Annotated in this window: 20 protein-coding genes and 1 pseudogene; 17 read left to right on the top strand and 4 right to left on the bottom strand. The window is 53.7% G+C overall.

Annotated elements, in window-relative coordinates; translation table 11 throughout:
* Position 1: 1 nt before the first annotated feature.
* Genes hpxX through hpxZ form a run of 3 tightly spaced genes read left to right on the top strand, consistent with a single transcriptional unit; the run spans position 2 to position 2005 of the window.
* Positions 2 to 214, top strand: coding sequence for an oxalurate catabolism protein HpxX (hpxX, locus tag BJJ97_RS00280; protein WP_095992738.1), 213 nt, complete (start codon positions 2 to 4; stop codon positions 212 to 214).
* Entirely contained in the window at positions 211 to 1629 is a 1419-nt protein-coding gene (locus BJJ97_RS00285; RefSeq protein ID WP_095992739.1) for an AtzE family amidohydrolase, read from the top strand. Before hpxX ends, BJJ97_RS00285 begins: the two co-directional genes overlap by 4 nt.
* On the top strand, positions 1619 to 2005 hold the full coding sequence (gene hpxZ / locus BJJ97_RS00290) for an oxalurate catabolism protein HpxZ (protein WP_014916430.1): 387 nt from the start codon (positions 1619 to 1621) through the stop codon (positions 2003 to 2005). Before BJJ97_RS00285 ends, hpxZ begins: the two co-directional genes overlap by 11 nt.
* 46 nt (positions 2006 to 2051) lie before the next feature.
* Here the strand turns inward: hpxZ and BJJ97_RS00295 are convergent, their stop codons facing one another.
* The gene (locus BJJ97_RS00295; RefSeq protein WP_095992740.1) at positions 2052 to 2444 is read right to left on the bottom strand and encodes a VOC family protein; all 393 of its coding nucleotides are present in this window, start codon (positions 2442 to 2444) and stop codon (positions 2052 to 2054) included.
* 669 nt (positions 2445 to 3113) lie between these two features.
* On the opposite strand from BJJ97_RS00295, the gene proV reads away from it, so the two are divergent.
* Genes proV through proX form a run of 3 tightly spaced genes read left to right on the top strand, consistent with a single transcriptional unit; the run spans position 3114 to position 6609 of the window.
* The gene (proV, locus tag BJJ97_RS00300) at positions 3114 to 4316 is read left to right on the top strand and encodes a glycine betaine/L-proline ABC transporter ATP-binding protein ProV (RefSeq protein WP_095700405.1); all 1203 of its coding nucleotides are present in this window, start codon (positions 3114 to 3116) and stop codon (positions 4314 to 4316) included.
* On the top strand, positions 4309 to 5577 hold the full coding sequence (gene proW, locus BJJ97_RS00305) for a glycine betaine/L-proline ABC transporter permease ProW (RefSeq protein WP_095992741.1): 1269 nt from the start codon (positions 4309 to 4311) through the stop codon (positions 5575 to 5577). Before proV ends, proW begins: the two co-directional genes overlap by 8 nt.
* 27 nt (positions 5578 to 5604) lie before the next feature.
* Positions 5605 to 6609: a glycine betaine/L-proline ABC transporter substrate-binding protein ProX gene (gene proX, locus BJJ97_RS00310; RefSeq protein WP_095992742.1), complete on the top strand. Its 1005-nt coding sequence runs from the start codon at positions 5605 to 5607 to the stop codon at positions 6607 to 6609.
* Between the two features lie 58 nt (positions 6610 to 6667).
* Here proX and BJJ97_RS00315 read toward each other — a convergent pair whose 3' ends face one another.
* Positions 6668 to 7828 (bottom strand): lactonase family protein, encoded by a 1161-nt coding sequence (locus BJJ97_RS00315; RefSeq protein ID WP_095992743.1) that lies wholly within the window; start codon positions 7826 to 7828, stop codon positions 6668 to 6670.
* A gap of 158 nt (positions 7829 to 7986) precedes the next feature.
* Here BJJ97_RS00315 and BJJ97_RS00320 point away from each other — a divergent pair, with 158 nt between their 5' ends.
* From BJJ97_RS00320 to BJJ97_RS00350, 7 genes and pseudogenes are all read left to right on the top strand, one after another.
* Positions 7987 to 9207: an MFS transporter gene (locus BJJ97_RS00320; RefSeq protein WP_039513963.1), complete on the top strand. Its 1221-nt coding sequence runs from the start codon at positions 7987 to 7989 to the stop codon at positions 9205 to 9207.
* A gap of 195 nt (positions 9208 to 9402) precedes the next feature.
* A pseudogene (locus tag BJJ97_RS00325) lies at positions 9403 to 10133 on the top strand (AzlC family ABC transporter permease).
* Entirely contained in the window at positions 10130 to 10459 is a 330-nt protein-coding gene (ygaH, locus tag BJJ97_RS00330) for an L-valine transporter subunit YgaH (protein WP_039475517.1), read from the top strand. Before BJJ97_RS00325 ends, ygaH begins: the two are co-directional and overlap by 4 nt.
* Before the next feature lie 189 nt (positions 10460 to 10648).
* Positions 10649 to 11164, top strand: coding sequence for a transcriptional repressor MprA (mprA, locus tag BJJ97_RS00335; protein WP_039487011.1), 516 nt, complete (start codon positions 10649 to 10651; stop codon positions 11162 to 11164).
* 273 nt (positions 11165 to 11437) lie between these two features.
* A complete protein-coding gene (gene emrA, locus BJJ97_RS00340) occupies positions 11438 to 12613 on the top strand; it encodes a multidrug efflux MFS transporter periplasmic adaptor subunit EmrA (RefSeq protein ID WP_095992744.1) in 1176 nt (391 codons plus the stop codon).
* 56 nt (positions 12614 to 12669) lie between these two features.
* Entirely contained in the window at positions 12670 to 14166 is a 1497-nt protein-coding gene (gene emrB / locus BJJ97_RS00345) for a multidrug efflux MFS transporter permease subunit EmrB (RefSeq protein WP_237027788.1), read from the top strand.
* Between the two features lie 206 nt (positions 14167 to 14372).
* Positions 14373 to 15557: a NupC/NupG family nucleoside CNT transporter gene (locus tag BJJ97_RS00350; protein WP_095992745.1), complete on the top strand. Its 1185-nt coding sequence runs from the start codon at positions 14373 to 14375 to the stop codon at positions 15555 to 15557.
* A 50-nt stretch (positions 15558 to 15607) separates the two neighbouring features.
* Here the strand turns inward: BJJ97_RS00350 and BJJ97_RS00355 are convergent, their stop codons facing one another.
* Complete coding sequence (locus BJJ97_RS00355; RefSeq protein ID WP_095700415.1) at positions 15608 to 16042, bottom strand: DUF3574 domain-containing protein; 435 nt, start codon at positions 16040 to 16042, stop codon at positions 15608 to 15610.
* Positions 16043 to 16111: 69 nt separating this feature from the next.
* Positions 16112 to 17263, bottom strand: coding sequence for a tRNA/rRNA methyltransferase (locus tag BJJ97_RS00360; protein WP_095992746.1), 1152 nt, complete (start codon positions 17261 to 17263; stop codon positions 16112 to 16114).
* A 249-nt stretch (positions 17264 to 17512) separates the two neighbouring features.
* Between BJJ97_RS00360 and trxC the strand changes: the two genes are divergently transcribed.
* The 4 genes from trxC to pssA all read left to right on the top strand — a co-directional run bounded on the left by trxC (position 17513) and on the right by pssA (position 23060).
* Positions 17513 to 17932, top strand: coding sequence for a thioredoxin TrxC (gene trxC / locus BJJ97_RS00365; RefSeq protein ID WP_095992747.1), 420 nt, complete (start codon positions 17513 to 17515; stop codon positions 17930 to 17932).
* Between the two features lie 141 nt (positions 17933 to 18073).
* Positions 18074 to 18823: a tRNA-uridine aminocarboxypropyltransferase gene (locus BJJ97_RS00370; RefSeq protein ID WP_405083398.1), complete on the top strand. Its 750-nt coding sequence runs from the start codon at positions 18074 to 18076 to the stop codon at positions 18821 to 18823.
* A gap of 32 nt (positions 18824 to 18855) precedes the next feature.
* A complete protein-coding gene (locus BJJ97_RS00375) occupies positions 18856 to 21507 on the top strand; it encodes a bifunctional acetate--CoA ligase family protein/GNAT family N-acetyltransferase (RefSeq protein WP_095992748.1) in 2652 nt (883 codons plus the stop codon).
* Positions 21508 to 21704: 197 nt separating this feature from the next.
* Entirely contained in the window at positions 21705 to 23060 is a 1356-nt protein-coding gene (pssA, locus tag BJJ97_RS00380) for a CDP-diacylglycerol--serine O-phosphatidyltransferase (protein WP_095992749.1), read from the top strand.
* Positions 23061 to 23129 lie beyond the last annotated feature (69 nt).

Below are 23129 nucleotides of genomic sequence, written 5' to 3' on the forward strand. Positions count from 1 at the left end.
CATGACGACACCATCTATCGATAACGACACGTTAGCCGCTTATCTTCAGCACATGGAAACGCTGCTGGCGCTGCAACTCAGTCAGGAACGGCGTCAGGAGCTATTAGTTCAGTTCAGCCGCATTCACGCCATGGCACAGCCGCTGATGGATTTTCCTCTTGATGAGCATCAGGAAATTGCCGGGGTTTATACGCTAGGAGCTTATACGCTATGAGCTTACACGCCAGAAGCGCGTCCTCATCATTATCTATCCGGCAGATTCAGCAAGGTTTGCAGGCCGGCACGTTCTCCGCCAGAGAGCTTGCACAGCAGGCGCTGGGCGCCATTGAGCAGGCCAACCCCACCATTAATGCCTACACCCATGTCACCGGCGAACGCATGCTGGCAGAGGCTGAGCGTATTGATGCCAGCCACCAACGGGGGGAAACCTTGCCCGCACTGGCCGGTGTGCCTTACGCCGTCAAGAACCTGTTTGACGTCAGCGGCGAAACCACGTTGGCGGGTGCCGAGCTTTTCAGCCAGCGACCGCCCGCCGCACAGGATGCCTTTGCCATTCGCCAGCTTGCTGGTCAGGGTGCACTGCTGTCCGGTATGTTGAATATGGATGCCTATGCCTACGGCTTTACCACCGAAAACAGCCATTACGGCCCCACGCACAACCCACTCGACACACAGCGCATTGCGGGGGGATCGTCTGGCGGATCGGCAGCCGCCGTCGCAGCAGGCTTGGTTAACTTCTCGCTGGGTAGCGACACCAATGGCTCGATCCGCGTGCCGTCGTCACTCTGTGGCATTTTCGGACTAAAGCCGACGTTTGGCCGTTTATCACGCCACGGCAGCCACCCGTTTGTCGCCAGCCTCGACCATATCGGCCCGCTGGCGCGTAGCGCAGACGATCTGGCCTTGGTGTTCGACGCCTTACAAGGTCGCGATGAACACGATCGTTTTCAGGCCAAGCGGGAAACGCAGCATACCGCCACACAGTTGGAAGCGGGCAGTGACGGATTGCGCTACGCGGTGCTCGATGGCTATTTCTCCACGTGGGCCAGTGAGGAGGCCAGCGCCGCCGTTCGTCAGATCGCACTGGCGCTGGGCGCGCAGGACAGCCTGACGTTAGCCGATGCCGCACTGGCACGTAGCGCCGCCTTTATTCTGTCGGCCAGCGAAGGGGGCAATCAGTATCTGCCCGCCTTACGCACGCAGCCTGAGCGCTTCGAGCCGCTGTCGCGCGAGCGGCTGCTGGCAGGCGCGATGATCCCCGCCGCCTGGTATGTGCAGGCTCAGCGCTTCCGTAATTATTTCCGCCAACAGACGCTGGCGCTGTTTGAGCATACCGACCTGCTGATCGCCCCAGCAACGCCCTGTTCCGCCACGCTCATTGGGCAGGAAACCATGCGTATTAATGATACCGACCTGCCCGTCCGCGCCAGCATGGGCATGCTGACACAGCCGATCTCTTTCGTCGGGCTGCCCGTCGTGACGGTGCCGGTAGCGACCGCGAGCGGCCTGCCGATAGGCGTGCAGATTATTGCCGCACCGTGGCGCGAGGATCTTTGCCTGCGGACGGCATGGGCGCTGGAACAACAAAAAATAGTCTACACAGTAGAGGAAAGAAAATATGTTGCCTGAGGATATTAACCAACCGGATGTGCTGGCCGACGTGACCGCCGCGTTCTATCGCTATGAGAAAGCCTTAACGGGTAATGACGTTGCAGTGCTGGATGAACTGTTCTGGCACGATGAAAAAACGGTGCGCTACGGTGCGGGAGAAAATCTGTACGGGATCGAAGAAATTCGCGCCTTTCGCCTCGCTCGCCCCTCTGCCGGTCTGGACAGAACGCTGCGTAATACGGTCATCACCACTTATGGTCATGATATGGCCGTCGCCAGCACGGAATTCACCCGCGCAGGCAGTACGAAGATTGGTCGCCAAATGCAAACCTGGGTAAAAATGCCCGAAGGCTGGCGCGTTGTCGCCGCCCACGTCAGCCTGATGAGCGAGTAGCAAAGGAGGATTCTCCCCCTCTTGCCATATCTACCGACCCACATCCTCAAGGCTGACGGTGATACACCGCTTCAATGTTGTAGCCATCGGGGTCGTGCACGAAGGCGGCATAATAATCCTGATGATAATGCGGGCGCAGCCCCGGCGGCCCATTATCTATGCCTCCTGCCGCCATAGCGGCGACAAAGAAAGCTTCAACATGCTCTCGCGAGGCGGCGCTGAACGCAAAATGCACCGCCGGACACGGTTCGCCCTTCGACTGGTAAATCCAGAACTCGCCACCGGGATCGCTGGACTGCCCATATCCTTCCATCACGGTAAAGCTGACGGCAAATGACATGTCCTTAATCAGGCGATAGCCCAACGGCTTGAGCGCCGCTTCATAGAATTGTCGGCTACGGGCAATATCCCTCACCGGAATGCTCAGGTGATCTAACACGATGGCTCCTTTCGATAATCATTGTGGGTGATATTTAGCCACTATAACCACAACTTAATCATGGACAATATGATCGCGATCGGCAAAAGAGAAACACGCGATAGTTCACGAAACATCCCATCAAATCAACGCTGCCACTCTGCTTTTATTCCCCCTAAATATGACAGATATATTATTCAGAACACTCTCATTTATTGATGGGAATTAACGCAATCATTTTACCCACTATATCTTTGCTATACTGTATAAAATACCGACAGATATCATAAGTAAAAAATGTACTTACGTCGGTCTATTTGAGTGTCTATAACCCGAAAAATGTGATTTATTTATCATATTATTCCATTAGTGGAATTCGCTATAACTCGCGGTTTATCCACCATCAGAAAAGGTTATATCCCCCGCGAATTCAACACATAGAAACCAACAGGTAACACACTGTTATAAAAAGAATTACCCTTTCAATCAAAAATCATAAAGATCACGTAAATCATGAAGATAAGGCAGTAATAATAGTGCTGCCGTTATCGCAAATATTAGCCTATCGGGAAACATCCCTGAGGCAATCAAGGGTTGTCTCAGAATCTGAGTATGGTAGGGTAGATTATGTTTAATCATTATCAGGGTTACGTTATAGAATTATAAACGACACAGGAAAACAATAATTTCATGGCAATTAAACTTGAAGTAAAGAATCTTTATAAGATATTTGGCGAGCATCCTGACAGAGCATTTAAACTGATTGATAAAGGCCTGAGCAAAGATCAGGTATTTGAAAAAACAGGGCTTACTGTCGGCGTGAAAGATGCCAGTCTGGCCATTGAAGAAGGCGAGATATTTGTCATCATGGGATTATCCGGTTCCGGCAAATCAACCATGGTACGCCTTCTCAATCGTCTGATCGAACCCACTCGGGGTCAGGTGCTGATCGACGGTGAGGATATCTCCAAGATATCCGATACCGCGCTGCGTGACGTACGCCGCAAAAAGATCAGTATGGTGTTCCAATCCTTTGCGCTGATGCCGCATCTGAATATCCTCAACAATACCGCGTTTGGTATGGAGCTGGCTGGCGTGCCGAAAGCGGAACGTGAGCAAAAAGCGCTGGATGCTTTGCAGCAGGTTGGCCTTGAAGCCTACGCTGCGTCTTACCCAGATGAGCTGTCCGGCGGGATGCGGCAGCGTGTCGGTCTGGCACGTGCGTTAGCGAATGACCCCGATATCCTGCTGATGGATGAGGCGTTCTCCGCGCTCGATCCGCTGATCCGTACTGAAATGCAGGATGAGTTAGTCAAACTCCAGTCTCGTCATCAACGCACTATCGTCTTTATCTCGCACGATCTGGATGAAGCGATGCGCATCGGTGACCGGATTGCCATCATGCACGGCGGTGAAGTCATTCAGGTCGGTACACCCGATGAAATCCTGAATAACCCAGCCAATGACTATGTGCGCACCTTCTTCCGCGGTGTCGATATCAGCCACGTATTTAGTGCCAAAGATATCGCCCGCCGTCGCCCGGTCACCTTAATCCGTAAAACGCCCGGCGTGGGTCCACGCTCCGCGCTGAAAATCCTTCAGGATGAAGACCGTGATTACGGCTACGTGCTGGAAGGCGGAAAACGCTTCATTGGCGTCGTCTCGATTGATTCACTGAAGCAGGCGCTGAAAGAACAGCAGCCGCTGGAACAGGCGTTACTGCCCGAACCTGCTCCTGTGCCCGCAGATATGTCACTCAACGAGCTGATTTCTCAGGTCGCACAGGCTCCCTGTGCCGTTCCTGTCATCGGCGAGAACCATGAGTACATTGGCATCATTTCCAAAGGAATGTTGCTTCAGGCACTGGATAAGGAAGGAGTGACCAATGAGTAAATCAACATCAAATCCGTGGGACAACACCACGGCACAAAATCAGCCAGCCAATCAGGATGTAACCCCTGAACAGGCTAATGGCGCACAGCAGAACGATCCGTGGGCAGCCAGCACGCAGAGCGCACCCGCAGATCACGCACCCGCACAGCATGGTACGACGCCTGACAGCGCAACGCAGAGCGATCCTTGGTCCACTGGCGCGCCCGCTCAGGATGCACCAGCTAACGGCAGCGATGCCTGGAGCACCGCACCAGCTCCCGATGGTTCCGCCGATGCCGCTCATCAGGCTGCACAATCCGGCAGTGACTGGTTAAACAGCGCCGCCCCTGCGACACCCGAGCATTTCAACCTGCTCGATCCGTTTAAAGACACGCTGATCCCGCTGGACACTTGGGTCACTCACGGGATCGACTGGGTTGTGCTGCACTTCAGACCGGTCTTTCAGGGCGTTCGCGTCCCGGTCGACTTTATTCTGGGCGGCTTCCAGCAGTTCCTGCTGGGAATGCCCGCGCCGATCGCCATTCTGGTGTTCTCGCTGATTGCCTGGCAGATGTCCAGCTTAGGTATGGGTATCACGACGCTGCTATCTCTGATCGCGATTGGTGCGATTGGTGCCTGGTCGCAGGCCATGATCACGTTAGCACTGGTGCTTACTGCTCTGTTCTTCTGCGTACTCATCGGACTTCCCGTAGGGATCTGGCTGGCGCGTAGCGAACGGGCGGCGAAGTTTATCCGGCCGCTGTTAGATGCCATGCAGACCACACCCGCGTTCGTCTATCTGGTGCCGATCGTCATGCTGTTCGGTATCGGTAACGTGCCGGGCGTCGTGGTGACAATAATCTTTGCCCTGCCGCCGATTATTCGCTTAACGATTCTGGGTATTCGTCAGGTGCCGGCCGATTTAATCGAAGCCGCCGAGTCATTCGGTGCCAGTCCGCGCCAGATGCTGTTTAAGGTTCAGCTCCCGCTTGCCATGCCGACCATCATGGCCGGTGTTAACCAAACGCTGATGCTAGCGCTGTCGATGGTGGTTATCGCCTCGATGATCGCCGTAGGCGGTCTGGGCCAGATGGTACTGCGCGGTATCGGCCGTCTGGATATGGGTCTGGCTGCCGTCGGCGGCGTCGGGATCGTTATTCTGGCGATTATTCTTGACCGCCTGACGCAGTCTCTGGGACGCGATCGTCGCAGCAAAGGCAACAAAAGCTGGTACGCCAGCGGCCCGATTGGACTGTTGACCCGTCCTTTCATCAAGCAATAACGCACGATAAAAACAGAGGGAATCATGATGCGTAACACCAAACTTTGGGCCGCCGCCCTGACTACCGCCCTGTTGAGTACGCAGGTTTACGCCGCAGACACCGCGCAACCTGGTAAAGGCATTTCCGTTATTCCGGTGCAAAGCACCATCTCCGAGGAAACGTTCCAGACGCTGCTGGTCAGTCGCGCGTTGGAAAAGCTGGGCTATGACGTGCAGCCTCCGCGTGAAGTGGACTACAACGTGGCCTACACCTCAATTGCCTCCGGCGATGCGACGTTTATCGCTGTAAACTGGGATCCGCTACACGCCGATCAGTACAAAGCCGCTGGCGGAGACGCGAAGTTCTACCGTCAAGGTGAATATGTCTCTGGTGCCGCGCAGGGTTATCTGATCGATAAGAAAACGGCTGATAAATACAAAATCACCAATATTGCGCAGCTAAAAGATCCGAAAATCGCCAAGCTGTTTGATACCAATGGCGACGGCAAGGCCGATCTGACGGGCTGTACGCCGGGCTGGGGATGTGAAGCGGCGATTAATCATCACCTCCCTGCCTATGGCTTAACCAATACGGTAGAACATAATCAGGGTAACTATGCGGCGATGATTGCCGATACCATCACCCGTTATAAAGAAGGTAAACCGATTCTGTACTACACATGGACGCCGTACTGGGTGAGTGATGTCCTGGTTCCAGGACGTGACGTCGTCTGGTTGCAGGTACCTTTCTCTTCTCAACCCGGTGAAATGAAAGATGTCAGCACCAAGCTGCCAAACGGTGCAGACTACGGCTTCCCCGTCAACACGATGAAGATTGCCGCGAATAAAGCGTGGGCCGAGAAAAACCCAGCAGCGGCGAAGCTGTTCGCTATCATGAAGCTGCCGATTGCTGATGTGAATGCGCAGAACCTGCGTATGCACGAAGGTCAGGGTTCACAGAAGGATATCGAACGTCATGTTGATGGCTGGATCAAAGCCCACCAGCAGTTGTTTGACGGCTGGGTGAAAACCGCCGCTGATGCCGCGAAATAATCACTGGTAGACGAACGCCCCTTTCACAGAAAGGGGCGTTTTCATTGATGGGTAATAATTACGGCAGATTAACGATTTCGACCCAGTTCGCGCCTTTTCCGGTAGGATATTGCCCGACTCGCACTAAATCTCCGTTATCCTGATTGATGCGATACACCGACAGTGACGTCGATTTCTCACCGCTGGCGATCAGGAACTTCCCACTTGGATCGATCTGAATACCGCGCGGCTGCGTTTCCGTCGGGTAGCGCGTGATGTATTGCAGCTGTCCGGTTTTCGCTTCTACCCGCAGCAGCGCAATCGTGCTTTTGGTACGTTCCGATACGTACAGGAATTTTCCATTTGGCGTCAGACGTAAATCGGCGCTCCAGATCTGCGGACGGCTGTCGGTGCTATTTTTATCCGGCGTAATCGTTCCCGCTCGCATTCCTGCATCGGCTGGCACGGTGTCCGTGTAGTCCAACAGCGTGAGCTGCCCTGTATTTTCATTCAGCGCCAAACGCGCAACTTTGCCAGACAGTTCATTGCTCACGTAGAGCGTTTTATTATCGGGTGATAACACCAGATGGCGCGGCCCGTTTCCTTTAGGCAGCTTAATTTCTGCCGGTTCATTTGGCGTCAGCGTGCCGGTTTTCGCATCAAACCGGAACTGTACGATTTGGTCGCTGCCCAGGTTGCTGGCAAAAACGAACTTATTTTTGCGATCGGCAATAATACTGTGTGCTTTCTCGCCTGTTGGCACCACGGTGACGACACTCGCGTTCACCTTACCGTCTTTATCAATGCCATTAACCGCGACTTTATTACCACCGTACGAGGCGCTGAACAGCCACTTCCCCGTGCGGTCCGTCGAGATGTAGGCCATGCTGTCCGGCAATTCCGCTTTGCCTAACGGGCTCAGCACGCCGCTTTTAGGATCGATTTTATAGCTAACCGCCGAGTAAGGAATACCGCGCGTCGCGGCATAGAGGAAGGATTTATCGGGGCTAATGGCCATCGGCATCACTTTCGCGCCTGCGACTGCTTTCCCAATAGCGGTTAATTCGCCGCTTTGCGTGTTGAGTGTGTAGGCATCGATTGCGCCGTCAGTGGCAGCAGAGACGTAGACGGCCGTTACCGCCTGTGCGCCCATCGACCACAGCGCTGCTGCGGGCAGAAGTGCACATCCCATTAACACTGCAACGCTTTTTTTCTTAAATATCTGATAATGCTTAAGCATAATGTCCCCTGTCGATAATGTTATGACGCTGGCGATAAGCTAAATCAATATCATTCAAAACAAAACAAACTTAAGAAGCGTAAAGATATTCTGGTATCTCATTAGGCTCTGCCGGATACTATACCTTCTGCTTTTAACATCATATTAACGTTCACACTATGTCTCTTCAGCAACAATCTGTATCACCCCAACCGCAACAAGGGCTTAGCCTGTCTTTGACCCTGATTATGTCTGTCGCGACTGGTCTTGCCGTCGCCAGTAACTATTATGCCCAGCCGCTGCTGGAGACCATTGCCAGAGTCTTTGCGCTTTCCGTTAATCAGGCGGGGTTCATTGTCACCGCAGCGCAGCTGGGTTATGCCGTCGGTCTGCTGTTTTTGGTGCCGCTAGGGGACATGTTTGAACGCCGGACGCTGATTGTCGGCATGACGCTACTCGCCGCAGGCGGGATGCTGATCACCGCCTCTGCGCCCACACTCTGGATCATGATTGCGGGTACGGCGTTAACCGGGCTGTTCTCCGTTGTCGCGCAGTTGCTGGTGCCTCTGGCCGCCACGCTGGCGACGCCGGAAACGCGCGGTAAAGTCGTCGGAACGATTATGAGTGGCCTGCTGCTGGGAATTCTGCTGGCGCGTACCGTCGCGGGTGCACTGGCTTCACTCGGTGACTGGCGCACTGTGTACTGGGTTGCCAGCACGCTGATGGTCATCATGGCGCTGATTCTGTGGCGAGCATTGCCGCGGATTCCTCAGCAAAACACGCTGAACTATCCGCAGTTGCTCGTCTCAATCTTCCGCCTGTTCTCCACCACCCCGCTTCTGCGCACGCGGGCCATCCTCGGCTGTCTGTCCTTTGCCAATTTCAGCATTCTGTGGACGTCAATGGCCTTCCTGCTGGCCTCGCCGCCCTACGGTTACTCCGAAGGCGTTATCGGCCTGTTCGGGTTGGTTGGTGCGGCCGGAGCCTTAGCGGCATCACGTGCTGGGCGTTTAGTCGATCAGGGCAAAGCCAAGCCGACCACCAGCGTGGGGATTATCCTGCTTTTGCTGTCGTGGGGCTTTATCGCGCTCGGAATTCACTCCGTGGCGGCGCTGCTCATTGGTATCATCGTGCTGGATCTGGCAGTTCAGGGCGTACACGTAACCAATCAGAGCGTGATCTACCGTATGATGCCTGAAGCACGTAATCGCCTGACATCAGGCTACATGACCAGCTATTTTATTGGCGGCGCGCTAGGCTCGCTCCTTTCAGCATCAGCTTACCAGCAGTGGGGCTGGCTCGGCGTCTGTGCCGCAGGCGGCATTATCAGTCTGTTGAACCTGCTGGTGTGGTGGCGAAGCCATCATCACGAAACGCAGGAAGCGATGGCGGCGCTATAGTGCCCTCATAGACCTTCGCCTTTGCAACACACTCGCTTGAGACTGTCTTATTTGAGACAGTTTCTCGCGAGAAAATTACACCCGATACCATTTCGTCAAAAACCATCACGCCAGTTACGCAATAACGTGAAATTCCGGTGACGCTTTGCTAGTGTTACCGGTTAATTTCCTTTAAGAACAAAACATATCAAGCCAGTGAAGACATTAACCCCATCTGCACCGACAAAATCTGCATCTTTTAGCGAAGGCGTATTTGACAGTCTGCCGATTGTTATCGGCTACATGCCCGTGGCATTCGCGTTTGGCATGAATGCCGTCAAACTAGGATTTACCCCGCTGGAAGGCATTTTCCTTTCTTGCATCATTTACGCTGGGGCCAGCCAGTTCGTCATCACCGCCCTGCTCAGCGCAGGCATGTCCATCTGGGTAGCGGCGTTGACCGTCATGGCGATGGATATCCGCCATGTGCTGTATGGGCCGGCGTTACGGCATCGCATTGCACAACGGCTACCGACCCGAAAAACCGCGCTGTGGGCGTTCGGTCTGACGGACGAAGTCTTTGCCGCAGCCGCCACCCGACTGGCGAAAGATAACCGTCGCTGGTCAGAAGACTGGATGATGGGTGTGTCACTGCTCGCTTGGCTTTCATGGGTGCTCGGCACGGTGATCGGAGCCGTGTTCGGTAACGGCCCGCTGAATGATTACCCTGCTGTAGAAGCGGCGCTGTCTTTCATGCTGCCCGCACTGTTCCTGAGCTTTTTACTCGCGTCCTTCAGGCGGAAACAGAGTCTGGTCGTCGCCTGCGCACTCGGGGCGCGCTGCTCGGTCTGCTGCTTTCCTCCATCCCAGCCGCAATACTATTCGGCATTCTCAGCGGCTGTCTGGCTTCGCTGGTTAATCCTGCCACACCACAGGTGAACGCATGAGCACAGAAGTCATTCTTATCGGGCTGATTGTCGGGCTGGTGAACTACCTCTTCCGCTATCTGCCGCTACGGTTGAGCGCCTCACGCGCTTCCGGTTCGCTGCAACGCGGCAAAAAAGCGCTGTTGCTTGATAGCATCGGCATTGCTTCCATCTGTGCGCTGCTGATTGTTTCCAGCGTGCCGGATATTCTCGCGCATCACGAAAAGCTGCTGCCAACGCTGGTAGGCTTTATTACGCTGACCGCCTGTTTTTATAAAACCCGCAGTATCGTCTTATCGACGTTACTGGGCGCACTCTGCTACGGCGTTGCCTTTAAACTGCTTTGATTTCGCAGTGTAAATTATCAGTTAACATTTTGATTTAAATAAAGTAAGTGGTGAATAAACTTCATTTTCAGAGATTCCCCGCTTACTTTCTGTCACAGAAATAAGCACAATTTCCCACCTTAATGCCGTTTACCCAGTTAGTAACATTAGTTACTATGCACACCGTGATTAATGAGGTTTATATAAAAAATGGACAGTTCATTCACTCCTATAGAACAAATGCTCGACCTGCGTGCTTCACGTAAGCCCGATTTCCCACGTCAGGAAGTGCTATTGCTGCGTTTATTCATGCACGTACAGGGCAAAATCCTGGAACACAGAAACCGAATGCTGAAAGAACAGGGCATCAATGAAACCCTCTTCATGGCATTGCTGACGCTGGAATCTCAAGAGTCTTATAGCATTCAGCCTTCTGAACTCAGTGCCGCACTGGGATCGTCACGCACCAATGCGACACGCATTGCCGACGATCTGGAGAAAAGAGGCTGGATTGAACGACGTGAGAGCAGTAGCGACAGACGCTGCCTGCATCTGCATCTGACGGAAGAAGGCAAAGCATTTCTTGGTCAACTGATTCCACCGCAGCACCATAGCCTCCATGTGCTTTGCTCCGTGCTTGAATCTGGTGAGCAAAAGCAGCTCGAAAGCCTGATGAGAAAGATGCTAGTCCGACTGGATGAGATGGACGAGTCAGTCAACGAATAACAGAAAAAACAACAACAAAAAACAATAGTCAGCACCTTTCCACCCGGAATGACCCGATGCTTATGTATCGGGCGGAGGCGTTTTGCTGCAAAAAATAGGCATAACCTCTTCGCAACCGCGATATGCGGCTTAGCAAAACGGCAATCTCACGCTCCGGGCGGGCGACCTTAAGCCCCCGGGCCGCATAGCAAAATGAATTCATTGCGACTATCGCCAGACTGCTCTGTCTGGTGCGATAGCCGATACAAAGAAAATAAAAAGAGAGAGAACAGCATGAGTGAAAGTGTGGAAAATCAGGTGCCGCAGACGCCACAGAAAAACAAAAAACAGCAGCGCAAACGCGTGTTATCACTGCTGACGTTTATTTTCGTCGTGCTGGGCTGTGCCTGGCTGGTTTACTGGTTCCTGGTGCTCAGACACCACCAAAGCACCGACGACGCCTACGTCGCAGGCAATCAGATTCAGATCATGGCGCAGGTCAGCGGCAGCGTCACCCATGTTAACGTCGACAATACCGATTTTGTTAAGCAGGGACAGGTGCTGGTGGAGTTAGATCCGACCGATGCCCTGCAAGCGTTTGAGCGTGCGAAAACCGGGCTGGCCAACAGCGTCCGCCAGACGCACCAGTTGATCATCAACAGTAAGCAGTATCAGGCCAATATTGAGCTGCGCCAGACCGAGCTGAACAAGGCACAAAGTGACTTGAGCCGCCGGGAAGCACTCGGCAGCGCCAATGCTATCGGGCGTGAAGAAGTGCAGCATGCTCGTGATGCCGTCGCGACCGCCAAAGCCGCGCTGGAAGTCGCCAGACAGCAATATCAGGCGAATCAGGCAATGATTCTGGATACGCCGCTTGAGAAGCAACCCGCCATACAGCAAGCCTCCGTAGAAATGCGCGATGCCTGGCTGGCACTACAGCGCACCAAAATCGTCAGCCCGATTGACGGCTATGTCTCACGCCGCAGCGTGCAGATTGGCGCGCGTATCTCTTCGACGTCAGCACTGATGGCCGTCGTTCCGGCCAATCATCTGTGGGTCGATGCAAACTTCAAAGAAACACAGTTAGCCAATATGCGTATCGGCCAACCGGCTACCGTGATCGCGGATATCTACGGTGACGATGTTGTATATCAGGGAAAAGTAGTCGGCCTCGATATGGGTACCGGTAGCGCGTTCTCTCTGCTGCCTGCTCAGAACGCCACCGGCAACTGGATCAAGGTTGTACAGCGCCTGCCCGTGCGTATTGAGATCGATCCGAAGCAGGTCGCCGAACATCCGTTGCGTATCGGTCTGTCCGCACTGGTTAATGTTGATACCGCCAATACAGAAGGTAGTGCGTTAGCAGAAACCTCACGCACCACGCCGGCCTACCAAAGTGATGCTCTGACGTTGGATCTCACACCTGTTAATCAGGAAATCAGCGCCATTATTCAGGCGAACGCCGGTTAATCGGGCAGGAGAGAAACGTGCAGAGAGAACCGCTTAAAGGCGCGAGTCTGGCCTGGATGACCGTTGCTCTGTCGCTGGCAACGTTTATGCAGGTGCTGGATTCCACCATCGCCAACGTCGCTATTCCGACCATCGCCGGTAATCTGGGTGCGTCCAACTCGCAGGGAACGTGGGTCATCACCTCGTTCGGGGTCGCTAACGCCATCTCTATTCCTATCACCGGCTGGCTGGCCAAACGATTTGGTGAAGTCCGCCTGTTTTTGTGGTCAACGGCACTCTTCGCCCTGACGTCCTGGCTGTGCGGAATGTCCACCAGCCTGGAAATGCTGATTTTCGCCCGCGTGTTGCAGGGGATTGTCGCCGGGCCACTGATCCCGCTGTCGCAGAGTCTGTTGTTAAGCAATTATCCTCCCGCAAAACGCAGCATCGCACTGGCGCTGTGGTCGATGACGGTGGTCGTCGCGCCGATCTGTGGCCCGATTCTGGGCGGCTGGATTAGCGACAACTATCACTGGGGCTGGATATTCTTCATCAACGTCCCGCTGGGCATCGCCGTGGTGTTCATTGCCATGCAAACGCTGCGCGGACGGGAAACCAAAACCGAGATCAGGCCCATCGATACCATCGGGCTGGCGTTGTTGGTTGTCGGCATCGGCAGCCTCCAGATGATGCTCGACCGCGGCAAAGAGCTGGACTGGTTTAACTCGACGGAAATCATCACCCTGACCGTGGTGGCGGTGATTGCAATCGCGTTCCTGATTGTCTGGGAGCTAACGGACGACCACCCGGTGGTGGATTTGTCGCTGTTTAAATCGCGCAACTTCACCATTGGCTGTCTGTGTATCAGCCTTGCCTACATGTTTTACTTCGGGGCGATCGTGCTCTTGCCGCAGCTGTTGCAGGAGGTGTATGGCTATACCGCCACCTGGGCGGGGCTGGCGTCCGCGCCGGTTGGGCTGATGCCGGTGGTGCTGTCGCCGATCATTGGTCGATTTGCGCCGCGTCTGGATATGCGCAAACTGGTGACGTTCAGCTTTATCATGTACGCCGTCTGTTTCTACTGGCGAGCGTACACCTTCGAGCCGGGCATGGATTTCGGTGCATCGGCCTGGCCGCAGTTCGTTCAGGGGTTTGCCGTCGCCTGCTTCTTCATGCCACTGACGACCATCACGCTGTCGGGTCTTCCGCCTGAACGTTTGGCGGCAGCATCGAGCCTATCGAACTTTACCCGAACGCTGGCGGGATCGATCGGGACATCGCTGACCACCACGCTCTGGACACAGCGCGAATCGCTACACCATGCGCACCTGACGGAATCTATCACACCCTATAATCCGATAGCACAGGAAACGTACCAACAGCTTCAGGCGATGGGGATGAGCCAAACGCAGGCTTCAGCCTACATCGCAGAGCAGATTACCGCACAGGGGCTGATTATTTCCGCCAACGAAATCTTCTGGGCCGCGGCAGCCGTATTTTTGGTCTTGCTGGTGCTGGTCTGGTTCGCTAAACCGCCCTTTACCACTGGCGGTGGAGGCGGCGGCGCGCACTAACTCGCCGTAAGCTTTCTTTCCCCTTCTGCCAGCAACGGGCCGAAGGGGAACCTTCTTTTACCCTTCCCACCGTCCCCTGATGACTCGAAGACGTCCCCCATTCTTATAGCGCTGTAGCGAATAAGGATTTACAGATTCGGGATAAACATATTTTCACATTCCGCTTACAATGCGCCTCTTTTATTCGGGGATTACGTGGTTCTTTTATGTCACAGGTTTTACATTTCATTTTGGCAACAGCAGCCATTTTTTTGCTGGCACTGCTCGTCAGTCACGACAGAAAACGCATCCGACTGCGCTTTATTGTGCAACTGTTGGTGATTGAAATTTTGCTGGCCTATTTCCTTTTACATTCCAGCATCGGGCTTAACGCGATTAGTTCCTTTGCCGGTTTGTTTGAAAAGCTCTTATCTTTCGCCAATCAAGGCACCGACTTTGTGTTTGGCGGGATGAACGCGCAGGGACTTTCCTTTATCTTCCTCAACGTGCTCTGCCCTATCGTCTTTATTTCTGCGCTGATCGGCATTTTGCAGCACTGGCGAATTTTACCGCTGATTATCACAGGCATCGGTACTCTGCTGTCCAAGGTGAACGGGATGGGGAGACTGGAGTCGTTTAACGCCGTGAGTACGTTGCTGCTCGGGCAGTCAGAGAATTTTATCGTCTATAAAGGCATCATTGCCGACATGTCGCCACGGCGGATGTACACAATGGCCGCGACGGCAATGTCGACCGTATCCATGTCGATTATCAGCGCCTACATGACCATGCTGGACGCTAAATACGTCGTTGCTGCGCTGATTCTGAATATGTTCAGCACCTTTATCATTCTGTCGATCATCAACCCTTACCAGCCTGACGACGAACCAGAACTGAAGCTGGAAAAGCTGCATGAAGACCAAAGCTTCTTTGAAATGCTGGGGGAATACATTCTTGCCGGTTTTAAAGTGGCGATGATTATCATGGCGATGTTGATCGGCTTCGTGGCCTTGATTGCCGCCGTGAATGCGCTGTTCAGCACGGTCTTCGGCATTAGCTTCCAGGCGATTATGGGCTATGTCTTTTCACCGCTAGCCTGGCTGATCGGCATTCCGTCTTCTGATATTTTGAACGCAGGCAGCATCATGGCGACCAAGCTGGTGGCGAATGAATTCGTTGCCATGATCGAACTGAAGAAGATCGCGGCAGAGATGTCGCCACGCGGCCTGGGGATTCTGTCCGTATTCCTGATTTCCTTCGCCAACTTCGCGTCAATCGGCATTATCGCGGGTGCCATCAAAGGGCTTAATGAAGCACAGGGCAACGTGGTATCGCGCTTCGGTCTGAAGCTGGTTTATGGTTCTACGCTGGTGAGTTTACTGTCTGCGGCAGTGGCGGGATTGGTGCTGTAGTATTTATATATTGAAAATAATCAGCCCCTGAAAAGGGGCTGATGGAAAAATCAGAAGGCGACGCAGACGGGTGCGTCAATCCGCATGACGGATTCCTGCGCGAAACGTGATTTGTAGATGGTGCGCAGCGCTTCAATATCACGCTCCCGATCGGGGCCGTGAATCAACATCAGCGCCTTGCTGTTCTCTCGGGCAACCACGCCATCGTTCCCCAGCCATTGTCCTTTGGCATCAAACACCGTCAGCCCGTCTTTAAAACGTGGCGTAACGTCACCATCCAAAAACGCTTTCCACTCGGCATCTGAAATCACCGGGCCAGCGGGACGATTCAAACCAAAATAAAGCGTGGTCTGCACCTGTTTGTCGCCAACCAAGCACGCATCAGCGGCTGGCTTAGCGGCAACGGACGAGTGCGGCAACGAACTGCAACCGCTTACCAGCAATGTACCCAACAGCAATGATACCGCGATAACTTTCTGCTTCATCAGTCGTCCTCTCATCCGTGGTTACACCTACTCAGGGAGCGAATTCGCCCTGAGCATCGACGCGTGATATCAGGCCTGGTTCTGTCGCCACCACTCGGACAGCAAAATGCCCGTTGCGACCGAAATATTCAGGCTTTCCACCTTACCAGTACCGCCGATAGAGACTTTTACGTCCCCCTGTTGCCAGGCGCTATCCGACAGACCATCACCTTCCTGACCCAGCACGATCACAGTTTTCGCCGGAAGCGTTGCTTGCGACAATGCCGTGCCTTTATGGCTGGAGGTGGTCACGATGGTATAGCCTGCATTACGGAATTCCGCCAGCACGGACAGGAAATCGTCAGCGTTAATCGCTTTAACGTGTTCCGCACCGCCTTCTGCCGTACGCACAGCCGCGCCAGATTCCAGCAGCGCCGCATCCTGCACCAACACACCTTTCACGCCGAAATGCGCGCAACTGCGCATAATGCCGCCGAGGTTGTGCGGGTTACCCACATCTTCCAGCGCCAGTACACAGTCTTGCTCGCCAGCCGTTTTCAGGTACTCACGCACATCCATTCCTTGACGCTTTTTAATCAGGAAACAAACGCCGCCGTGGTGCTCGGTGCCGGAAGCCTTAACCAGCTCGTCCTCTTCCACAACGTGGTAAGCCTTGCGGTTTGCCGCCATCCAGCGTAGTGCATCGCGGAAACGCGGTGTCACTTCTTGCAGGAACCAGGCACGAACAATCACCTCAGAGCGGTTTTTAAACAGTGCCTGACAGGCATTTTCGCCATAGACACGTGTTTCTTCCTGACGCTGGCGACGCAGTTGCTCAGGATCGATATGGCTCTTGCCAGTGATACCACCATGGTCTGGCGTTTCGCTGTCGCTTGGCGCACGAGATACGGTTTTCCACGGTGATTCATAACCACCGGTATCGTCACCACGCGGGCGGCGAGGCTTATCACCGCTGCGCTCGTTACGATCTTTATTGCCCCAAGGCGATTTTGCATTGCTATCGCCGTCGCGGGACGGATTTTCCCGGGCATAGCGCGGGTTAACATCACGCGGATGCTTCGGCTTTTCGCGTTGATCGCGAGAGCCACCGCCATCACGCCGATCGCCACGGCGATCTTTGTCAGCTGGGCGCTTGTTTTTATTCTCTTTCTCGCCCTCATCATCACTACGGACGTACATCACACGGACTTTGCCGCTTTTACTATTGAATGAATCGCTCATTGTTCTCTCCACCTACGCGCTGGGCGCGAAGATTACCTTATGTACACCCGCTTAGCCACACGCTTGTGGTAAAAGAGCGCTAACAGTCAGAAGCTATTGTAGCTATTGGGCAAACCACGTTGTTGCCATAATGTCTCCCCACCATAATTTATTCACGCTTAAGCAACATGCCGTTGACTTTCCAATGCCGCATTGCGTGCATTTTATCAGCGACATCTCTATTTTAGCCCTTTTATCTGAGGCCCTGTTATGAATACGGTATGTGGATCTTGCCAAACAACCAATCGCCTGCCAGAAGAGCGTGTTGATGACCATGCAAAGTGTGGTCGTTGCGGAGAAACCTTATTCAGCGGTAACGTTACCAATGCCACAGAAGCGACGCTCGATAAGCTGTTACAGGACGATCTTCCCGTCGTGATCGATTTCTGGGCCCCCTGGTGCGGCCCCTGCGTCAACTTTGCCCCGGTGTTTGAAAACGTCGCGCAGGAGCGTAGCGGGAAAATCCGCTTTATTAAGGTCAATACCGAAGCCGAACCGGCACTCAGCGCACGTTTCCGTATCCGCAGCATTCCAACCCTCATGATCTTCAAACAGGGTCAGATGGCCGACATCCTCAACGGCGCGCTGCCAAAAGCACAGTTCGAGAGCTGGCTGGACGAATCACTGTAGAGAATTAGGGTAGGAGGTATTATTACCTCCTACCCTTTTGGTCAACCCGCCTGTCGATTAGAATGTCGCCTTTCTGAATCGGCTTCTCAACGATGAGAAAGAAGCCGGTTCGTTGCAGAATCTCATGGCGTCATCTATTTCATGATCAACCATCCTTTAATGGTTAACCGTCCCCTCACGGACAATGCCGTACTCCGCCTGCGCCAGCAACGTCTTGAGCAGTCAACCAAACCGTTCCGCGCCCGCGGCAGCCGCGTAGTACGCTGTCAGCTGTGTTTATTACCCGCCATTAACTGCCTGTGCCACACTATTCAGGCGCAGGAGTCCCGCAGCCGCGTCTGTCTGGTGATGTTTGATACCGAACCGTTAAAGCCGAGCAATACCGGACGTCTTATCGCCGATATTCTTCCTGAGACGCAGGCGTTTCGCTGGTCACGCACCGAGCCCGATCCCGAGTTGCTTGCTACTCTGCAAAACCCGGACGTTCAGCCGTATCTGGTTTTTCTTGCCGATGCAGCGGAAGAAGGACGTCAGGTGTTTCACCAGCTTCCCGCAACGGAAAAGCCTGCGCTATTTGTCTTACTCGACGGTACCTGGCCGGAAGCGCGTAAAATGTTCCGCAAAAGCCCTTATCTGGACAACCTGCCAATCCTGTCGCTGAATGTAGAGGCTCTGTCCCGCTATCAACTGCGTGAAGCCAGCAGCGCAGGACAGCACTGCACCGCTGAAATTGCCATCGCTCTGCTTGCACAGGCGGGGGATATCGTCGCGGCCGACGCACTATCACAGCATTTTGACCGTTTCCGACGACACTATCTGGCAGGGAAACCGCATCACAGCTTGCGGGAAAATTTACCCACCGTCACAGCACAAGCAGCAGAAAGCGTTTAGTATCAAAGGGGATTGATCTGAAGGAGTGACGCATGAGCCAGCGCGGATTGGAAGCACTGTTACGCCCTAAGTCTATCGCCGTTCTCGGCGCGTCAGAAAAACCGGGAAGAGCCGGCTTTCTGATGATGAAAAATTTGCTGGACGGCCATTTCAGCGGCCCCGTGCTGCCTGTTACACCGAAATATCGTGCCGTTTGCGGCGTGCTGGCCTATCCGACGGTCACCAGCCTGCCGATGACGCCCGATCTTGCCGTGATTTGCACCAACGCCAGCCGTAATCTCACGCTGTTAGAAGATCTAGGACAGAAAGGCTGCAAAACGGTCATCATCCTCTCCGCACCGCCAACCCAGTTTAGCGAATTAAAGGCCTGCGCCGTGCGCTACCACATGCGCCTGCTTGGCCCCAACAGCCTCGGGCTACTCGCGCCCTGGCAAGGCCTGAATGCCAGTTTCTCCCCTGTCCCGATTATGAAAGGCAAACTGGCATTCATTTCGCAGTCGGCCGCAGTATCCAACACGATACTGGACTGGGCGCAGCAGCGCGGTATTGGCTTTTCCTATTTCATCGCTCTGGGCGACAGCCTGGATATCGATGTCGACGACCTGTTAGATTTTCTGGCACGCGATGGAAAAACCAGTGCGATTCTGCTGCATCTGGAACATATCAGCGATGCGCGCCGCTTTCTTTCCGCTTCTCGTAGCGCATCCCGGAATAAACCGATACTGGTGATAAAAAGCGGGCGCAGCCAGCAGGCGCAGCAACTGTTGAATGACCAGCGCCACGGTCTGGATGCCGCCTACGATGCAGCAATTCAACGTGCAGGTTTGTTACGGGTACGGGATACACATGAGCTTTTTTCTGCGGTAGAAACCTTAAGCCACCTGCGACCGCTGCGTGGTGAACGCCTGATGCTAGTAAGCAACGGCGCATCGCCCGCTGCACAGGCGTTGGATCAGCTCCTCAGTCGACAAGGCAAGCTGGCACAGCTCAGCGAGGAGACCCGACAAGCGCTACAGGAGGCGCTACCGCCGACTGTTACTATCGGCAATCCGCTCGATCTGCGTGATGATGCGACCGCGGCTCGCTATCTGGCAGCCGTTTCGGCATTACTGGACAGCGATGAAGTCGATGCACTCTTAATCATTCACGCGCCCAGCGCCGCGGCTCCCGGCACCGATAGCGCAGCTCAGTTGATCACGCTCTTCCAACAGCATCCGCGTGGGAAAAGAATTACGCTGCTGACCAACTGGTGCGGTGAGTTCTCCTCGCAGGAAGCACGACGTTTGTTTAACGACGCAGGCATTCCGACCTATCGCACGCCGGAAGGCGCGGTCACGGCATTTATGCATACCGTCGAATATCGGCGGAATCAGAAACAGCTAAAGGAAACTCCGGCGCTACCGCTGAATTTAGGCATCAACGCCAGCCAGGCACATGTGCTGATTCATCAGGCGCTGTCAGACGGCGTGACGCAGCTCGACACGCATGAAGTTCAGCCGATCCTGCAAGCCTACGGTTTGGATACGTTACCCACTTGGATTGCAGGCGACAGCGCAGAAGCCGTCCATATCGCCGAACAAATTGGCTACCCGGTCGCGATTAAGCTGAGATCGCCGGATATTCCGCATAAATCGGAAGTTCAGGGCGTCATGCTGTACCTGCGAACCGCCAGAGAAGTCCAGCAGGCGGCAGATGCTATTCTTGACCGAGTGAAACGCACTTACCCACAGGCGCGCATTTACGGCCTGTTAGTGCAGAGCATGGCAAATCGCGCTGGTGCGCAGGAACTTAGGATTGCCGTCGAGCAGGATCCCGTTTTCGGCCCGCTGATTATGCTAGGAGAAGGCGGTGTTGAGTGGCGAGAAAAACAGGCTGCCGTCGCCCTGCCTCCGCTGAATATGACGCTGGCCCGTTATTTGGTGCTGCAAGCGGTGAAAGGCGGCAAAATTCGGGAATACAGCGCGCTGCGTCCGCTGGACATTCCCGCACTCAGCCGCTTGCTAGTTCAGGTATCCAACCTGATTCTCGACTGCCCCGAAATTTCCCGGCTAGATATTCATCCTCTGCTGGCATCTGGGGACACCTTTACGCTGTTGGACGTTACGCTACATCTGACGCCGTTCAGTGGCGATCCGCAGTCAAGGCTGGCAATCCGCCCTTATCCACACGAGCTGGAAGAAACGGTTACCCTCAAAAATGGTGATAGCTGTCTGTTCCGGCCAATTTTGCCGGAAGATGAACCGCTGCTCAGTTCGTTCATTGCAAGAGTGACGAAAGAAGACCTGTATTACCGTTATTTCAGCGAAATTAATGAATTTACTCACGAAGACTTAGCCAATATGACACAAATTGACTACGATCGTGAGATGGCATTCGTTGCCGTGCGCCAGCTCGGTGAGGAGACTGAGATTATTGGCGTGACGCGTGCGATTTCCGATCCGGATAATACGGATGCGGAATTTGCCGTGCTGGTGCGATCCGATCTAAAAGGGCTGGGCCTTGGCAGACGCCTGTTGGAAAAGCTGATTGATTACGCCAAAGCGCATGGTCTCTCCCGCTTGACTGGCATCACCATGCCGCATAATCAAGGCATGATCCAGCTGTCCAAAAAGCTCGGTTTTCACATCGACGTACAATTAGAAGAGGGAATTGTGACACTGGAATTGCCGCTGAAGAATGGATAGCAAGACGTGACATGGCTCTTGCAACGGGAATTGTGATACCGATTCAATGGCAAAACAGACTCACAACAGCCGGAAAGTAATGGTATTATCGCCCATTCGGCTACTCCTTAACTTTTGATAATGACCAGAAGGTCATATACCCTAATTCAGTTCGAAGTATGGTGGGTATAAACTGATGAGAGAAGAAACGCACTGTGATGCTGTCAAATTTTAAACGCAATAAATACCAACAGCACCTTGCACAACTGCCCAGAATTCCTCAGAACGCAGATGATGTTCAGACGTTGCATTCGCCTGAGCTTTTCCGCACGACGCTGATTAACGCCATTTTGAGTGCTAAAAAACGCATCTATATCGTGGCGTTATATCTTGAGCGCGATGATGGCGGCATGGGGATTCTATCCGCAATTTATGAAGCCAAACGGCAGTGCCCAGAGCTGGATGTCCGTGTTCTGGTAGACTGGCATCGTGCTCAGCGCGGCAGGATCGGCGCAGTGGCAGAAAATACCAATGCCGATTGGTATTGCGATATGGCGAAAAAACATCCAGACACGCATTTCCCTATCTATGGTATTCCTGTCAACACGCGCGAAGCCTTGGGCGTGCTGCACCTGAAAGGCTTCATTGTCGATGACACAGTCATCTACAGCGGGGCCAGCCTGAATGATGTTTATCTGCACCAACATCAAAAATACCGTTATGACCGCTATCAGTTGATTCATAATCCGGTTTTGGCCGATACGATGGTGCAATATATTCAGACCATGCTGTCGGCTCCGGCAGTACAGCGGTTGGATCATACCGACCGCCCGAAGAGTCTAGAAATCAAAAATGATATTAAGCAGTTCCGCCAAACGTTGCGTACTGCCAATTATCAGGCTCCGGAACACAGCGCGGATGCGAACGAATTAACCGTCACGCCACTGGTCGGGTTAGGAAAACAAAGTCCGCTGAATAAGACCATACATCACCTGATGTATTGCGCTGATGAGCATGTGGTTATCTGTACCCCATATTTCAACCTGCCAGCGCTGCTGGTGAGAAATATCATCCGGCTATTACGAGACGGTAAAAAAGTAGAAATTATTATCGGTGATAAGACCGCTAACGATTTCTATATTCCAGAAGATCAGCCTTTCAAAATCATCGGCGCGTTACCGTATCTCTATGAGATCAACCTTCGCCGTTTCCTGAGTCGTCTGGAGCGCTACATTGAGAATCAGCAGCTTGTTGTGCGGCTATGGAAAGACGGTGATAACAGCTTCCACCTGAAAGGTATGTGGGTTGATGACAAGTGGCAACTGTTGACGGGGAATAACCTTAACCCGCGTGCATGGCGTCTTGATCTGGAAAATGCCATCCTGATTCACGATCCTCAGAAGGTTCTATTGCAGCAGCGTCTGGACGAACTGGACACAATCAGGACACACACCCACGTCGTAACAAGCTATATGGAACTTGAGAGCATTGCGCAATATCCAGTGAAAGTCCGCAAGCTGATACGACGTCTGCGCCGTATCCGTATCGATCGACTCATCAGTCGTATCCTCTAACGCCTGTGCTCTGCTTTAAAAAAACCTCGGAAGCCGAGGTTTTTTATTGTCATTTGGGAGCCTGGCCGG

This window comes from Pectobacterium polaris, assembly GCF_002307355.1.
Lineage (GTDB): Bacteria > Pseudomonadota > Gammaproteobacteria > Enterobacterales > Enterobacteriaceae > Pectobacterium > Pectobacterium polare.

Excerpts from the sequence above, each read along its gene's own strand:
- trxC (WP_095992747.1), top strand. The coding sequence starts at position 17,513 with ATGAATACGGTATGTGGATCTTGCCAAACAACCAATCGCCTGCCAGAA.
- hpxX (WP_095992738.1), top strand. The coding sequence starts at position 2 with ATGACGACACCATCTATCGATAACGACACGTTAGCCGCTTATCTTCAG.
- BJJ97_RS00350 (WP_095992745.1), top strand. The coding sequence starts at position 14,373 with ATGTCACAGGTTTTACATTTCATTTTGGCAACAGCAGCCATTTTTTTG.
- BJJ97_RS00315 (WP_095992743.1), bottom strand. The coding sequence starts at position 7,828 with ATGCTTAAGCATTATCAGATATTTAAGAAAAAAAGCGTTGCAGTGTTA.
- mprA (WP_039487011.1), top strand. The coding sequence starts at position 10,649 with ATGGACAGTTCATTCACTCCTATAGAACAAATGCTCGACCTGCGTGCT.
- BJJ97_RS00285 (WP_095992739.1), top strand. The coding sequence starts at position 211 with ATGAGCTTACACGCCAGAAGCGCGTCCTCATCATTATCTATCCGGCAG.
- BJJ97_RS00370 (WP_405083398.1), top strand. The coding sequence starts at position 18,074 with ATGATCAACCATCCTTTAATGGTTAACCGTCCCCTCACGGACAATGCC.
- BJJ97_RS00320 (WP_039513963.1), top strand. The coding sequence starts at position 7,987 with ATGTCTCTTCAGCAACAATCTGTATCACCCCAACCGCAACAAGGGCTT.
- emrA (WP_095992744.1), top strand. The coding sequence starts at position 11,438 with ATGAGTGAAAGTGTGGAAAATCAGGTGCCGCAGACGCCACAGAAAAAC.
- emrB (WP_237027788.1), top strand. The coding sequence starts at position 12,670 with ATGACCGTTGCTCTGTCGCTGGCAACGTTTATGCAGGTGCTGGATTCC.
- ygaH (WP_039475517.1), top strand. The coding sequence starts at position 10,130 with ATGAGCACAGAAGTCATTCTTATCGGGCTGATTGTCGGGCTGGTGAAC.
- BJJ97_RS00355 (WP_095700415.1), bottom strand. The coding sequence starts at position 16,042 with ATGAAGCAGAAAGTTATCGCGGTATCATTGCTGTTGGGTACATTGCTG.
- BJJ97_RS00375 (WP_095992748.1), top strand. The coding sequence starts at position 18,856 with ATGAGCCAGCGCGGATTGGAAGCACTGTTACGCCCTAAGTCTATCGCC.
- proW (WP_095992741.1), top strand. The coding sequence starts at position 4,309 with ATGAGTAAATCAACATCAAATCCGTGGGACAACACCACGGCACAAAAT.
- BJJ97_RS00360 (WP_095992746.1), bottom strand. The coding sequence starts at position 17,263 with ATGAGCGATTCATTCAATAGTAAAAGCGGCAAAGTCCGTGTGATGTAC.
- hpxZ (WP_014916430.1), top strand. The coding sequence starts at position 1,619 with ATGTTGCCTGAGGATATTAACCAACCGGATGTGCTGGCCGACGTGACC.
- proV (WP_095700405.1), top strand. The coding sequence starts at position 3,114 with ATGGCAATTAAACTTGAAGTAAAGAATCTTTATAAGATATTTGGCGAG.
- pssA (WP_095992749.1), top strand. The coding sequence starts at position 21,705 with ATGCTGTCAAATTTTAAACGCAATAAATACCAACAGCACCTTGCACAA.
- proX (WP_095992742.1), top strand. The coding sequence starts at position 5,605 with ATGCGTAACACCAAACTTTGGGCCGCCGCCCTGACTACCGCCCTGTTG.